Annotated in this window: 12 protein-coding genes; 10 read left to right on the forward strand and 2 right to left on the reverse strand. The window is 67.9% G+C overall.

The genetic code is table 11. From position 1 onward, the window contains the following. Positions 1 to 31 precede the first annotated feature (31 nt). Positions 32 to 565, reverse strand: coding sequence for a hypothetical protein (locus DV707_RS02185; protein WP_103990821.1), 534 nt, complete (start codon positions 563 to 565; stop codon positions 32 to 34). A 126-nt stretch (positions 566 to 691) separates the two neighbouring features. On the opposite strand from DV707_RS02185, the gene DV707_RS02190 reads away from it, so the two are divergent. The 10 genes from DV707_RS02190 (at position 692) to DV707_RS02235 (ending at position 13,013) form a co-directional block, all read left to right on the forward strand. Beyond that, positions 692 to 1,984 carry a glucose-6-phosphate isomerase gene (locus DV707_RS02190; protein ID WP_103990820.1) on the forward strand — a complete coding sequence of 431 codons (1,293 nt, stop codon included), beginning with the start codon at positions 692 to 694 and terminating at the stop codon, positions 1,982 to 1,984. 480 nt (positions 1,985 to 2,464) lie between these two features. Beyond that, positions 2,465 to 2,692 carry a DNA-directed RNA polymerase subunit H gene (locus tag DV707_RS02195; protein WP_103990819.1) on the forward strand — a complete coding sequence of 76 codons (228 nt, stop codon included), beginning with the start codon at positions 2,465 to 2,467 and terminating at the stop codon, positions 2,690 to 2,692. Continuing rightward, positions 2,689 to 4,257: a DNA-directed RNA polymerase subunit B'' gene (locus tag DV707_RS02200; protein WP_103990818.1), complete on the forward strand. Its 1,569-nt coding sequence runs from the start codon at positions 2,689 to 2,691 to the stop codon at positions 4,255 to 4,257. Before DV707_RS02195 ends, DV707_RS02200 begins: the two co-directional genes overlap by 4 nt. A gap of 3 nt (positions 4,258 to 4,260) precedes the next feature. Beyond that, positions 4,261 to 6,090: a DNA-directed RNA polymerase subunit B gene (rpoB, locus tag DV707_RS02205; protein WP_103990817.1), complete on the forward strand. Its 1,830-nt coding sequence runs from the start codon at positions 4,261 to 4,263 to the stop codon at positions 6,088 to 6,090. Positions 6,091 to 6,120: 30 nt separating this feature from the next. Then, a complete protein-coding gene (locus DV707_RS02210) occupies positions 6,121 to 9,048 on the forward strand; it encodes a DNA-directed RNA polymerase subunit A' (protein WP_103990816.1) in 2,928 nt (975 codons plus the stop codon). After that, positions 9,041 to 10,276, forward strand: coding sequence for a DNA-directed RNA polymerase subunit A'' (rpoA2, locus tag DV707_RS02215; RefSeq protein ID WP_103990815.1), 1,236 nt, complete (start codon positions 9,041 to 9,043; stop codon positions 10,274 to 10,276). Before DV707_RS02210 ends, rpoA2 begins: the two co-directional genes overlap by 8 nt. Before the next feature lie 3 nt (positions 10,277 to 10,279). Then, positions 10,280 to 10,702, forward strand: a complete 423-nt coding sequence (locus DV707_RS02220) for a NusA-like transcription termination signal-binding factor (RefSeq protein WP_103990814.1) — start codon at positions 10,280 to 10,282, stop codon at positions 10,700 to 10,702. Positions 10,703 to 10,817: 115 nt separating this feature from the next. Beyond that, positions 10,818 to 11,750, forward strand: coding sequence for a mechanosensitive ion channel family protein (locus tag DV707_RS02225; protein WP_394337394.1), 933 nt, complete (start codon positions 10,818 to 10,820; stop codon positions 11,748 to 11,750). Positions 11,751 to 11,968: 218 nt separating this feature from the next. After that, a complete protein-coding gene (locus DV707_RS02230; RefSeq protein ID WP_089768796.1) occupies positions 11,969 to 12,397 on the forward strand; it encodes a 30S ribosomal protein S12 in 429 nt (142 codons plus the stop codon). Between the two features lies 1 nt (position 12,398). Then, positions 12,399 to 13,013, forward strand: a complete 615-nt coding sequence (locus tag DV707_RS02235) for a 30S ribosomal protein S7 (protein ID WP_103990813.1) — start codon at positions 12,399 to 12,401, stop codon at positions 13,011 to 13,013. Between the two features lie 161 nt (positions 13,014 to 13,174). On the opposite strand, the gene DV707_RS02240 is transcribed toward DV707_RS02235, so the two are convergent. Then, positions 13,175 to 13,939 carry a DUF5781 family protein gene (locus tag DV707_RS02240; RefSeq protein ID WP_103990812.1) on the reverse strand — a complete coding sequence of 255 codons (765 nt, stop codon included), beginning with the start codon at positions 13,937 to 13,939 and terminating at the stop codon, positions 13,175 to 13,177. Positions 13,940 to 14,081: the final 142 nt, after the last annotated feature.

Below are 14,081 nucleotides of genomic sequence, written 5' to 3' on the forward strand. Positions count from 1 at the left end.
CGTCGATCCGCCGGATTCGGAACGCCTCGATCTACCGGAAGAGGCGGTGTGCGAGACCGACAAGCAGCGCCCCGGCCAGCGGCACGGCCCAGGAGAGCACGGGTGGAATCGCGTACAGTCCCGCGATCAGCGGCGCGAAGAGGCCGCTCGGCTGCGGGCGCGTCACCGTCTCGCCGTCGAGCACGAACGTCTCCGGCATCGAGGCGACGAGGCCGAGATACAGCGAGAGGAGAAAGACGAACCCGGCGGCCGCGAGTGCCGTCTCGTGACGCGGCGAGGACGTCGCCCCCTTCCGGCGGCGACGCGCCACGATCAGGACCGGCGCGATCGCCGGCAGGACGACGAGCAGGCCGACGACGACGTAGAACGACCGCGAGAGCGTGAGCGACCCCCCCTGCGCCGCGGCGGTCTGTCCGATCAACACGACGACCGCGATGCCGACGAACAGCGCGATGAGACCGATGGCGAGCGCGCTCGCGATGACGTACAGTTTGAACAGCCGCGACTCGCTGGAGCGGAACGCGTAGGGGAACGCGCCGAAGACGCCGTCGTAGCCGGATGCCATCGTTCGGGGTTGGGAGCGCGACGGTTTGAACGAACCGGTCGGTCGCTAGGCTCCGCTCCTCGGCGATTCCGTCCCGGCGGCCTCGGGACCGACCACTTTTTCGTCGCGCGGGGTCGTCGTCGAGGTATGCACGTCGATCTCGGCAGTTCACTCGACGCGACGCCCGGCGTCTCCCGGGCGTCGCTGGAGCGGCTGGACGAACAGGTGGCGGCCGCCCACGAGCGGATCGCGGCCGGTCGCGACGCTCACGAACACGGCTACGAGGCGCTGAATCTCCCCTCGACGGTGGATCTGGACGCGATCCGAACCGCGGTCGCGCCGTTCGACGACGCGGAGGCGGTGCTCACCGTCGGAATCGGCGGGAGCGCCCTCGGAGCGGCGACCTTCGCCGACGCCCTCGCTGGCCCGGACGACCCCGACGCGTACTTCCTCGACAACGTCGATCCCGAGCACGTCTCGCGACTGCTGGACTCTCTGCCGCTCGATCGAACGGTCCTCAACGTCGTCTCCCGATCGGGGACGACGGCGGAGACGCTCGCGAACTTCCTCGTCGTCCGCGAGTCGATGGCCGACGCCGGCGTCGACTGGACGGACCGGACGTTCGTGACGACCGGCGAGTCCGGGAACCTGCGGTCGCTCGCGGAGAAACACGACCTCCCGTCGCTCTCGGTCCCCGACGGCGTCCCCGGTCGGTTCTCGGCGCTCTCGACAGTCGGGCTCGCCGTGGCGGCGATCCAGGGCCACGACCTGGACGCGATCCGTGCGGGCTCGGCGGACGCCGCCGGCGGCCTGTCCGGTTCGCTGTTCGAGACGCCCGCCTACGCCTACGGCGCGACGACGTACGCGCTCGCGGGGCGCGGCGCGGTCACGAACGCGATGATGCCGTACGCCGAACGCCTGGAGACGTTCGCCGAGTGGTTCGCACAGCTCTGGGCCGAGAGCCTCGGGAAGGACGGCCTCGGACAGACGCCGGCGCGGGCGCTCGGTGCGACCGACCAGCACTCGCAGCTCCAGCTGTACCGCGCCGGCCCACGCGACAAGCTCGTGACGCTCGTTCGGCCGCGAGACTACTCGGATCGGGCGATCCCCGAGACCGACCTCGACGGGCTGTCGTACCTGGGCGGCTCGTCCCTCGGCGACCTGCTCGACGCCGAGTTCGAGGCGACGGAGGCCAGCCTCGTCGAGTCGGGCGTCCCGGCGATCCGCGTCGAGATCGACGCCGTCGACGAGCGGAGCCTCGGCTCGCTGCTCTACGAGATGGAGGCGGCGTGCGTCCTCTACGGCGAACTCGCGGCGGTCTCGACGTTCACGCAACCGGCCGTCGAGTGGGGGAAGAACGCCGCGCGCGGCCTGCTGGGCGGCGGCGACTTCGAGGAGGCCGAGGCCGTCGACCAGCGGACGAGCCTCGTCGTCGAATAGCGAGGGGACAGCGGGGGATCGACGACGAACGGACGGCTGGGCGACGAACGAACGGGCAGACGACGCGTCGTCGCCGTCGGGTCCCGATCCGGTCGTGACTCCGTGGGGCCGTGACTCGGTCTGGCGAACAGTCGGCACACGACCGGGCGCGTCCGTTTCGACCGGACCGCCCGCAACTCCCGCGTCGACGTGCCGAACGACCGCGGCCCGACGCGGGACGGCTCTCAGATCACGGGGTCGCTGGCCCCGTCTTGGTTTATAAACTCTCGCCGGTGTCGGCGCCCGACCACCCCCCGACCGCCGCAACACCTTTATCCGGGACTCGCGTGTGTCAACGCAACACGAGTGCTGGGGGTACTCGTGATGGTGAGCCGCGCTTATCCGACCCGGAGTTGGCAAGGGTTAAATGGCTCCCATCCGAACCGGCCTGTAGTATCCCGTGACAACTTCTTCCCCAATCAACACCCAGCACACCCAGACATGGTAGACGTAAGCCAACACGAGCTCGTCCCCGAGCACACGCTCATCGAGGAGGATGAGGTCGAGTCGATGCTGACGGAGTACGACGTCAAACGCGCGGAGCTTCCGAAGATCAAGCGGAAGGATCCGGCGCTGCCCGACGACGCGGAAGTCGGCGACGTCGTCAAGATCGTCCGCGACTCCCGAACCACAGACAAAGCGGTATCCTACCGACTGGTGATCGAATGAACCGACAGGACCGACGCGCCGTCTCGCGAGAGTACTTCTCTGAGGAACGGCTCGCAGAACACCACTTCCGCTCGTTCAACAACTTCCTCGAGCGGGGGATGCAGGACGTCGTCACCGAGAAGGAACGGATCGAGACCGACATCGGCGACAAGGAGGGCGAAGAGCCCGTCTTCGTCGAACTCGGCGACGTCCGCATCGAGACCCCGCGCGTCCGAGAGGCCGACGGCTCCGAGGAACTGCTGTTCCCCCAGGAGGCCCGCCTCCGGAACATCACCTACGCCGCGCCGGTGTTCATGGAGATGTCCATCGTCCGCGGCGGCGAGGAGGAAGAGGAGATGGTCGTCGACACGACCGAGACGAAGGTGGGACGGATGCCCATCATGGTCGGCTCCTCGAAGTGCAACATCGACGGCCTCTCCGAGGAGGACCTCGTCGAGATCGGCGAGGACCCCGTCGACCCCGGCGGCTACTTCATCGTCAACGGCTCCGAGCGGGTGCTGATGACGTCGGAGGACCTCGCGCCGAACAAGATCCTCGCGGAGTACGACTCGAAGTACGGCGACGAGATCCAGGTCGCGAAGACCTTCTCCCAGCGGCGCGGGTACCGCGCGCTCGTCCTCTGTGAGCGCAACCGCGAGGGACTGCTCGAAGTCTCCTTCCCCTCTGTCTCCGGCAGCGTCAACTTCGTGACGCTCGTCCGCGCGCTCGGGCTCGAATCCGACGAGGAGATCGTCCACCGCGTGAGCGACGACCCCGAGATCGTGAAGTTCATGCTCGAAAATCTGGAGGAGGCCGACGTCCAGACCGAGCAGGAGGCGATCGAGACGCTCGGCGAGCGCGTCGCCGGCGGCCAGGGCAAGAACTACCAGCTGAAGCGGGCGAACTACGTCATCGACCGCTACCTCCTCCCGCACCTCCACGAGGACGGCGTCGACGACGAGGACGTCCGCATCAACAAGGCGTACTACCTCTGTCGGATGGCCGAGGCGTGCTTCGAGCTCGCGCTCGACCGCCGCGAATCCGACGACAAGGACCACTACGCGAACAAGCGGCTGAAGGTCTCCGGCGACCTGATGAAGGACCTGTTCCGGACCGCCCTGAACAAGCTCGCACGCGACGTGAAGTACCAGCTCGAACGGGCGAACATGCGGAACCGCGACCTCACCGTCAGCACCGTGGTCCGCTCCGACGTGCTCACCGAGCGGCTCGAACACCCGATCGCGACGGGCAACTGGGTCGGCGGCCGCTCCGGCGTCTCCCAGCTCGTCGACCGGACGGACTACATGGGCGTGCTCTCGCACCTGCGTCGGCTGCGCAGCCCGCTCTCGCGGAGTCAGCCGCACTTCGAGGCGCGCGACCTCCACGCGACCCAGTGGGGTCGCATCTGTCCCTCCGAGACCCCCGAGGGACCGAACTGCGGACTCGTGAAGAACTTCGCGCAGGCGATGGAGCTCTCACAGAACGTCGAGGACGAACAGTCGCTCAAGCGCGAACTGGCGTCGATGGGCGTGGAAGGAATCCCCGGTATCGAGGGACCGGCAGCCGGTACACCCGCGGACGACTAAACGATGGCTCAGGCACAACGAGAGGCGAAAGTCTACGTCAACGGCAGTCTGGTCGGCACGCACCCCGACCCCGAACAGCTCGCAGAACAGATCCGAGAGGCGCGCCGCCGCGGCGACGTCAGCGAGATGGTGAACGTCTCCGTGAAGGAGCGCACCCGCGAGGTCATCGTCAACGCGGACTCCGGCCGCGCACGCCGGCCGCTCATCGTCGTCGAGGACGGCGAACCGCTCCTCGGCGACGACGAGATCGAGGCCGTCAAAGAGGGCTCCCTGGAGTTCGAGGACCTCGTCGAGCGCGGCTACGTCGAGTTCATCGACGCCGAGGAGGAAGAGGACATCTACGTCGCCGTCGACGAAGACGAGGTCAGCGAGGACCACACCCACCTCGAGATCGACCCGCAGCTCATCTTCGGCATCGGCGCGGGGATGATCCCCTACCCCGAGCACAACGCGTCGCCCCGGATTACGATGGGCGCGGGGATGATGAAGCAGTCGCTGGGGCTGCCCGCGGCGAACTACCGGATCCGCCCCGACACGCGACAGCACCTCCTGCACTACCCGCAGCTGTCGATGGTCAAGACCCAGACCACAGAGCAGATCGGGTTCGACGAGCGGCCGGCGGCGCAGAACTTCGTCGTCGCCGTGATGTCGTACGAGGGCTTCAACATCGAGGACGCTCTCGTGATGAACCAGGGTTCGGTCGACCGGGCGATGGCCCGCTCGCACTTCTTCCGGACCTACGAGGGCGAGGAACGGCGCTACCCCGGCGGTCAGGAGGACCGCTTCGAGGTCCCGAGCCAGGACGTCCGCGGTGCGCGCGGGGAAGACGCGTACACGCACTTAGACGAGGACGGCCTCGTCAACCCCGAGACGCGAGTCGACGAGAACTCCGTGCTCCTCGGGAAGACCTCGCCGCCCAGGTTCCTCGAAGAGCCCGACGACATGGGCGGGCTCTCGCCGCAGAAGCGACGCGAGACCTCGGTCACGATGCGCTCGGGCGAATCGGGCGTCGTCGACACGGTCACCCTGATGGAGGGCGAGGACGGTTCCAAACTGGCGAAGGTCTCCGTCCGCGACCAGCGAATTCCGGAACTCGGCGACAAGTTCGCGTCCCGGCACGGTCAGAAGGGCGTCGTCGGCCACCTGGCTCCCCAGGAGGACATGCCCTTCACCGAACAGGGCGTCGTGCCCGACCTCGTGTTGAACCCCCACGCGCTGCCGTCGCGGATGACGGTCGGCCACGTGCTGGAGATGCTCGGCGGGAAGGTCGGCTCGCTCGAAGGACGGCGCGTCGACGGGACCGCCTTCCAGGGCGAGTCCGAAGAGGAACTCCGCGGCGCCCTCGAAGACCACGGCTTCAAGTCCTCCGGCAAGGAGGTCATGTACTCCGGCGTCACCGGCGAGCAGATCGAGGCCGAGATCTTCGTGGGGACGATCTTCTACCACAAGCTCTACCACATGGTGAGCAACAAGCTGCACGCCCGCTCGCGCGGGCCGGTGCAGGTGCTCACCCGCCAGCCCACCGAGGGTCGCGCCCGCGAGGGCGGCCTCCGACTGGGCGAGATGGAGCGCGACACCGTCATCGGCCACGGGGCCGCGATGGTGCTGCAGGAGCGGCTCCTCGACTCCTCCGACAAGGAGACCGTCTACATCTCCGCCGACACCGGGATGGTCGCGGTCGAGGACCGCGGCCAGCGCCGCATCTACGACCCCGTCACCGGCGACGAGGACGACATCCACGAGATCGAGATCAGCTACGCGTTCAAGCTGCTGCTCGACGAGATGATCGCGCTCGGCATCCGACCACGCCTGGACCTCGAAGACGCGGTCTGACCACCCACACACCTCACCCACACAATGTCAATGCAGACACCCAAAGAGATCGGTGCCATCCAGTTCGGGCTGATGGACCCGGAGACGTACCGAGACATGTCCGCGACGAAGATCATCACCGCGGACACGTACGACGACGACGGCTACCCAATCGACATGGGGCTGATGGACCCCCGCCTCGGGGTCATCGACCCCGGCCTCGAGTGTCGGACCTGCGGGTCGCACTCGGGCTCGTGTAACGGGCACTTCGGCCACATCGAACTGGCCGCGCCCGTCATCCACGTCGGCTTCACGAAACTCATCCGACGGCTCCTCCGCTCGACCTGTCGGGACTGCGGTCGCCTTTCCCTTACGGCCGAGGAGCAAGACGAGTTCCGCGAGGGCCTCCAGCGCAACGAGGAACTCGGCGAGGACTGGACGGACGTCCTCAAGTCCGCGGTCCGGCAGGCCCGGAAGGCCAGCCGCTGTCCGCACTGCGGCGCGCCCCAGCACGACATCAAACACGAGAAGCCGACCACCTACTACGAGGTCCAGGACGTCCTCGCGGGCGATTACTCCGAGCGCATCGCCTCGGCGATGCAGCCGGACGCCGACGAGGACGACGGCGGGATGTCGCCGAGCGAACTCGCCGAGGAGTCGGGGCTCGACCTCGGTCGCGTCAACGACATCCTCTCCGGGGAGTTCCGACCCGTCGGCGAGGACCGGAAGAAGCTCGAGAAGGCCCTCGACGTCGACCTCACCGAGGAGGACATGAACAAGCTCATGCCCTCGGACATCCGCGACTGGTTCGAGGACATCCCCGACGAGGACATCGAGACGCTGGGAATCGACCCCTCGCGGTCGCGCCCCGAGTGGATGATCCTCACCGTGCTGCCGGTCCCGCCGGTCACCGCGCGGCCGTCGATCACGCTGGACAACGGCCAGCGATCGGAGGACGACCTGACGCACAAGCTGGTCGACATCATCCGCATCAACCAGCGGTTTATGGAGAACCGCGAGGCGGGCGCGCCGCAGCTGATCATCGAGGACCTCTGGGAGCTGCTGCAGTATCACGTCACCACGTTCGTCGACAACGAGATCTCGGGCACGCCGCCGGCGCGACACCGCTCCGGCCGCCCGCTGAAGACGCTCTCCCAGCGCCTGAAGGGCAAGGAGGGTCGCTTCCGCGGCTCGCTGTCCGGGAAGCGCGTGAACTTCTCCGCGCGGACCGTCATCTCGCCGGACCCGACGCTCTCGCTCAACGAGGTCGGCGTCCCAGAGCGCGTCGCTCGGGAGATGACCCAGACGATGAACGTCTCCGAGCGGAACGTCGACCGGGCCAAGCAGTACGTGCGGAACGGCCCCGAGGGTCACCCCGGCGCGAACTACGTCAAGCGCCCCGACGGACGCCGGCTGAAGGTGACAGAGAAGAACTGCGAGGAGCTCGCCGAGAAGATCGACGCCGGCTGGGAGGTCAACCGACACCTCATCGACGGCGACATCGTGATCTTCAACCGGCAGCCGTCGCTGCACCGGATGTCGATTATGGCTCACGAGGTCGTCGTGATGCCGTATAAGACCTTCCGACTCAACACCGTCGTCTGTCCGCCGTACAACGCCGACTTCGACGGCGACGAGATGAACATGCACGCCCTGCAGACCGAGGAGTCGCGGGCGGAGGCCCGCGTCCTGATGCGCGTGCAGGAGCAGCTCCTGAGCCCGCGCTTCGGCGAGAACATCATCGGCGCGATCCAGGACCACATCTCCGGGACCTACCTCCTCACCAACGGCAATCCGGAGTTCACCGAGACGCAGGCGCTGGACCTGCTCCGGGCGACGAGCATCGACACCCTGCCCGAGCCCGCCGGCGAGGACGACACCGGCGCGCCGTACTGGACCGGCCGACAGCTCTTCAGCGAACTCCTGCCCGACGACCTGAACCTCTCGTTCACGTCGTCGGCGGGCGACGAGGTCGTCATCGAGGACGGCCAGCTGATCTCGGGCACCATCGACGAGGACGCCGTCGGGGCGTTCGGCGGCGAGGTCGTCGACACGCTGGCGAAGGTGCACTCGAAGACGCGAGCGCGCGTGTTCGTCAACGAGGTCGCGTCGCTGGCGATGCGCGCGATCATGCACTTCGGGTTCTCGATCGGGATCGACGACGAGTCGATCCCCGGCGAGGCCAACGAGCAGGTCGACGAGGCGATCGGCAACGCCTACGACCGCGTCCAAGAGCTCATCGAGATCTACGAGGCCGGCGAGCTCGAGTCGCTGCCGGGTCGGACGGTCGACGAGACCCTGGAGATGAAGATCATGCAGCAGCTCGGGAAGGCCAGAGACTCCGCCGGCGAGATCGCGGAGGACCACTTCCGCGACGACAACCCGGCGGTCGTGATGGCCCGCTCGGGCGCGCGTGGGTCGATGCTGAACCTCACCCAGATGGCCGGCTGCGTCGGCCAGCAGGCGGTTCGCGGCGAGCGGATCAACCGCGGATACGAGGGACGGACCCTCAGCCACTACCAGCCGAACGACCTCTCGGCGGAGGCGCACGGCTTCGTCGAGAACAGCTACCGGGGCGGCCTCACCCCGCGGGAGTTCTTCTTCCACGCGATGGGCGGCCGCGAGGGCCTGGTCGACACCGCGGTCCGGACGTCGAAGTCCGGCTACCTGCAGCGTCGGCTGATCAACGCCCTCTCGGAACTGGAGGCGCAGTACGACGGCACCGTCCGCGACACCTCGGGGACGGTCGTCCAGTTCGAGTTCGGCGAGGACGGCACCTCGCCCGTGAAGGTGTCCTCCTCGGAGGACAACCCGATCGACGTCGAGAACGTCGCCGACCGGATCCTCGACGCCGAGTTCGAGTCAGAAGCGGAGAAAGAGCGGTTCCTCGGCCGGCAGGAGCAGCCGACGAACATCTCCGAGTACGCCGGTCCGGGACTCGACAAGGCGCGGAACCTGGGGGTGGAGTCCGATGACTGAGGAGTACGAGCACGTCACCGACGACATCGAGGCCATCGTGCGGGATCACAACCTGCCCGAGAGCCTCAGACACCGAATTTACGAAACGATCGAGGACCGCGAGGGCGTCGACCTCGACCAGGCCGACGAGATCGCACAGGCGGTCTCCTCGCGGTACGAGGACTCCCGCGTCGAGGCCCACGACCCCGTCGGGACCGTCTCCGCGCAGTCGATTGGTGAGCCCGGGACCCAGATGACGATGAACACGTTCCACTACGCGGGCGTCGCCGAGATCGACGTCACGCAGGGGCTTCCCAGGCTCATCGAACTGGTCGACGCGCGGAAGACGCCCGACACGCCGATGATGACGGTGCACCTCGAGGACGAGTACGCCGAGAACCGCGAGCGCGCCCACGAGGTCGTCTGGCAGATGGAGGCGACGAAGATCCTCGCGCTCGGCGACATCTCGACGAACGTCGCGGACATGATCGTGCAGGTCGACCTCAACGAGGAGACGCTCGAAGAGCGGTGGCCGACCGTCGACAGCACGGACACCGTCGCCCAGGAGATCGCCGAGACCATCGAGGACTCCCTCGGGGTCAACACGCGTCGCTCGGAGACGCTCATCGAGTTCGGCCCCGACGAGCCGAGCTACCGCCGGCTCCTCCAGCTCGTCGAGGAGCTGCGCGAGATCGTCTTCAAGGGGTTAGAGGACATCTCGCGCGTCGTCATCCGCAAGGAGGACAACGAGCGGACCGACGGCGAGGAGTTCGTCCTCTACACCGAGGGGTCGGCCTTCGGCGACGTCCTCACGATCGAGGGCGTCGACGCCACGCGGACGACGAGTAACAACATCCACGAGGTCTACCGAAACCTCGGCGTCGAGGCCGCCCGCGAGACCATCATCAACGAGACGATGGAGACGCTGCGCGAACAGGGCCTCGACGACGTGAACATCCGGCACCTGATGCTCGTCGCCGACATCATGACGAACCGCGGCGAGATCGAGTCGATCGGGCGCCACGGCATCTCGGGCTCGAAGGACTCCGTCCTCGCCCGCGCCGCGTTCGAGGTGACCGTCAACCACCTGCTCGACGCGGCCGTCCACGGCGAGGAGGACGACCTCGACGGCGTCATCGAGAACGTCATCGTCGGCAAGCCGGTCTCGATCGGGACCGGCGACGTCGACCTCCGGATGGGGTCGATCGAGGCCGACGGCGGCGTCGAGCTCGATCCCGCGGACGACTGACCGATGCGGATCACGCTGTCGGACGACGCGCGCCGGTACATCGCCCGCTTCGAGGACGAGACGGGGGCGACCGCCCGCGACTGCCTCGTCTACGACGAGCGGGTCGTCATCCTCGTCGCGGCCGGCGAGATGGGTACCGCGATCGGTCCCGGCGGCGAGCACGTCCGCGCGGTCGAGGAGTCGATCGGCCGCGACGTGGAACTCGTCGAGGACGCCGACACGCCGGTCGCGTTCGTCGAGAGCGCGCTCGCGCCCGCGGCCGTCCGACACGTGACGCTCTCCGAACAGGGCGGCGAGCGGATCGCCTACGCCGAGGTGCCGGACGCCGACCGCGGCGTCGCCATCGGCACGGAGGGGAAGAACATCGAGACGGCGCGGACGCTCGCCGAGCGGCACCACGAGATCGACGACATCCAGTTGACGTAGCCGCGTTCGACCGCCGCCACCGACTGGGATCTCGCTCTGTCGACCGCCGCCGACCGGGAGCCGGCGTTCCCGCTTCCACGCCACACTTTTTGTCCCGGTCCCCGTCTGTCCGGTCGTGCTCTCCGAACTGTTCGGGCCGGTTCTGGCGGGGACGACCCAGATCGTTCCGCCCGGACTGTTCGACGGGGTCGTCGCCGAGTCGTACGCCGACCTGGCTCGCGGCCTCCTCGGATTCGTCGTCGCCGCGGCGGTGACGTACTCGCTCGGCCGCCTCGTCGTCGTCCCGCTCGCCGTCCGCATCGTCGCCGCGCGGAACCGGAACAACCCCACGATCGCCTCGGCGGCGCGGACGTACGCGCACGCCCTCGTCGTCGTGGTCGCGGGGTTCGTCGGCGTCGCCGGCGCGGGCCTGTGGTCGCTCCTGACGAACCTCTCGATCGTCGTCGCCGCCCTGACGCTCGTCGTCGGCGCGGCGAGTCAGGACGTCGTCGGCTCGCTCACGAGCGGGCTGTTCCTGGTTTCGGATCCCGACTTCAACGTCGGCGACTGGATCGCCTGGCCCGGCGGCGAGGGCGTCGTCGAGGAGATCGACTTCCGGGTCACCCGGGTTCGGACGCCGAACAACGAGACGATCACCGTCCCGAACACCGAACTGACGGCGAACGCGCTCACGCGACCGTACGGCCGCGCTCGGTTCCGCGTCACGGAGACGGTCGACGTCGCCTACGGCGACGACGTGGAGCTGGCGCTCCGCGAACTGACCGAGGTGGCCCGCGAGGACGACCGCGTCCTCGACGATCCGTCCCCGACCGCCACGCTCGTCTCGTTCGAGGGGAGTTCGGTCCGCACGCAGGCGGAGTTCTGGGTCGAGGATCCGATGGACGTCGACCTCGTGACGCTCCAGTCGGACTTCAGACGCCGGGTGAAGTCCCGGTTCGACGAGGTCGGCCTGACGCTCGGGCCGCCCTCGGGACACGAACTCAGCGGCGAGCTCGACGTCGCCGTCGAAGGGGAGCCGACCGCTGCGTCCGGCGACGACCCCCGGTGAGCGGCGCTCGCCGACCGCTCCGCGAATCGAACTGTCGAAGGACCCGAAACGACACGCTCTCCGTGCCGTTCAGTCGCTCTCCTCCGACGAGTGACCGTAACCGAGACCGAAACGACGCCCTCAGATCCGTCCTTAGGGGTCGCTAACCCGCCCTGCGGCCGTCTCGCCGGATCCGAAAAGGGAGGCTTAAGTAGCTCCGCCGGGAACTCAGGGTCACTATGGCGAACGGCAAATACGCCGCGCGAAAACTCAAGCAGGACCGGCAGAAGCGCCGCTGGTCCGACTCGGAGTACGCGCGACGCGAGCGCGGTCTCGGTGCAAAGTCCGACCCCCTCGAGGGAGCCCCGCAGGGGCGCGGAATCGTCCTCGAGAAGGTCGGGATCGAAGCGAAACAGCCCAACTCGGCCATCCGAAAGTGCGTCCGGGTGCAGCTCATCAAGAACGGGAAGCAGGTCACCGCCTTCTGTCCGGGCGACGGCGCGATCTCGTTCATCGACGAGCACGACGAGGTCACGATCGCCGGGATCGGCGGCGCGAAGGGTCGTGCGATGGGCGACCTCTCCGGCGTGAACTACAAGGTCGAGAAGGTCAACGGCGTCTCGATGATCGAACTGGTCCGCGGCAACGCAGAGAAACCGGTGCGCTAAGATGTCCGAGAGCGAAGCCCCCGAGCCGGATTCCCCGGCCGACAGCGAGGAAGCGGAGACGAACGCGCAACTGTTCGGCGTCTGGGACGTCACCGAGATCGAGTACTCGGACCCCTCGACGGAGCGCTACATCAACGTCACGCCCATCGCGCACACGATGGGACGACACGCCGGCAAGCAGTTCCAGAAGTCCGAGATCAGCATCGTCGAGCGCCTCGTCAACCGCCTGATGCAGACCGAGGAGAACACGGGCCACAAGCAGAAGACGATGAAGATCGTAAAGGAGGCCTTCGAGATCGTCCACGAGCGCACCGAGGAGAACCCGGTGCAGGTGCTCGTCCGCGCGGTCGAGAACGCCGCCCCGCGAGAGGAGACCGTCCGCCTGAAGTACGGCGGCATCTCGGTCCCGCAGGCCGTCGACGTCGCGCCCCAGCGCCGCGTCGACCAGGCCCTGAAGTTCATCGCCGAGGGCACCCAGCGCGGCTCCTACAAGACGCCCCAGAGCGCCGACGAGGCGCTCGCGCAGGTCCTCATCGGCGCGGCCGACTACGACGTCCAGTCGTACGCCATCGGCCAGAAAGAGGAGTCCGAGCGCGTCGCCGAAGCGGCACGGTAACCCGTTCGCACCCGACGTTCGGTTTTCTCTCCGTCCTCTCTCCGTTCTCTCTTCGTCTACTCCTCGCCTTCTCTCCGTTCTCCCGCTCCGCTCGTTCGACAAGCGACGGCGTTCCGGACCTTCCGCGCTCCGCTCGTACCGCCGGACGTACGTCCGGAATCTCAGTCGGCGGCGACGTCCCCGCCGGGGTCGCCCACGACGTACGCGCGGGTGGCGTCGACGAGCGCCTTCCGGTAGTCGCTCGCGGAGGGGTCCTCCCCGAGCGTGCGGAACCGCCGCTTGAACGCGTCGAGGTCGACGCCCGGCGCGTCGTCGGCGGCGGCGTGTGCCAGGTCGTAGATGCGGTGGTCCCTGTCGACGACGTCGTGGCGCTCGACGAGTCCGAGCGCGAACGCGGCGTTGACGGCGGTGATGTCGGGATCCGACCCGGCCGTGACGCGGCGCGAGTCGGGCCACGGCGAGGGGTCCGGGCGCGTCGCCACCGCCCGCGCCAACTCGGATTCGAGGAAGGCGACGAGTTTCGCCGGCGGCATCACAGACAGGGTGATGTCGTCGGCGTAGATGTCCTTCATATGGTTCGCGATCTGATAGCAGTGAGCGACCTTTCGGCGTTCGACCGACTCCCCGGAGAGGGCCAGAAAGAGCGCCTCCTCGGTCTTCATGTGGTGGGAGGCGTGGCCCTCCTCGTTGCGGGCCATGTGTGCGAGTTCGTGGACCACCAGCCCCCGAGCCATCGCGCTCGTCGCCGCCTGTCGCGAGATGTTCAGCACGTGGTGGTCCTCGTAGTGGGCCGCCCAGGTCCGCTCGTCGGGATCGGACCTGACGTCGACGTACACCGGCAGTTCGAGGTCGTACTCGGTCTCGAACAGGTCGCCCGCGCCGAGAAACGGGTCGGCCGGGACGTCGCCGCGTACTCGAAGGTCCATGTGTGTCCTTCTCAGGGAGTGATCGACCAAGACTCTTGCCCCGCCGTTCCGGTCCGCACCGTCCGGATCGCGTCGGGACCCGGTGTCGGGGGCATGTCGGTCGCGCTTGGCTCGACCGACGGCCGGCCGTGTGACAAACCGA

This window comes from Halobellus limi, from assembly GCF_004799685.1.
GTDB classification, from domain to species: Archaea; Halobacteriota; Halobacteria; order Halobacteriales; family Haloferacaceae; genus Haloquadratum; species Haloquadratum limi.

Coding starts and splice junctions, on each gene's coding strand:
- DV707_RS02235 (WP_103990813.1), top strand. CDS start 12,399: ATGTCCGAGAGCGAAGCCCCCGAGCCGGATTCCCCGGCCGACAGCGAG.
- DV707_RS02190 (WP_103990820.1), top strand. CDS start 692: ATGCACGTCGATCTCGGCAGTTCACTCGACGCGACGCCCGGCGTCTCC.
- rpoB (WP_103990817.1), top strand. CDS start 4,261: ATGGCTCAGGCACAACGAGAGGCGAAAGTCTACGTCAACGGCAGTCTG.
- DV707_RS02240 (WP_103990812.1), bottom strand. CDS start 13,939: ATGGACCTTCGAGTACGCGGCGACGTCCCGGCCGACCCGTTTCTCGGC.
- DV707_RS02200 (WP_103990818.1), top strand. CDS start 2,689: ATGAACCGACAGGACCGACGCGCCGTCTCGCGAGAGTACTTCTCTGAG.
- DV707_RS02195 (WP_103990819.1), top strand. CDS start 2,465: ATGGTAGACGTAAGCCAACACGAGCTCGTCCCCGAGCACACGCTCATC.
- DV707_RS02230 (WP_089768796.1), top strand. CDS start 11,969: ATGGCGAACGGCAAATACGCCGCGCGAAAACTCAAGCAGGACCGGCAG.
- rpoA2 (WP_103990815.1), top strand. CDS start 9,041: ATGACTGAGGAGTACGAGCACGTCACCGACGACATCGAGGCCATCGTG.
- DV707_RS02210 (WP_103990816.1), top strand. CDS start 6,121: ATGCAGACACCCAAAGAGATCGGTGCCATCCAGTTCGGGCTGATGGAC.
- DV707_RS02185 (WP_103990821.1), bottom strand. CDS start 565: ATGGCATCCGGCTACGACGGCGTCTTCGGCGCGTTCCCCTACGCGTTC.
- DV707_RS02220 (WP_103990814.1), top strand. CDS start 10,280: ATGCGGATCACGCTGTCGGACGACGCGCGCCGGTACATCGCCCGCTTC.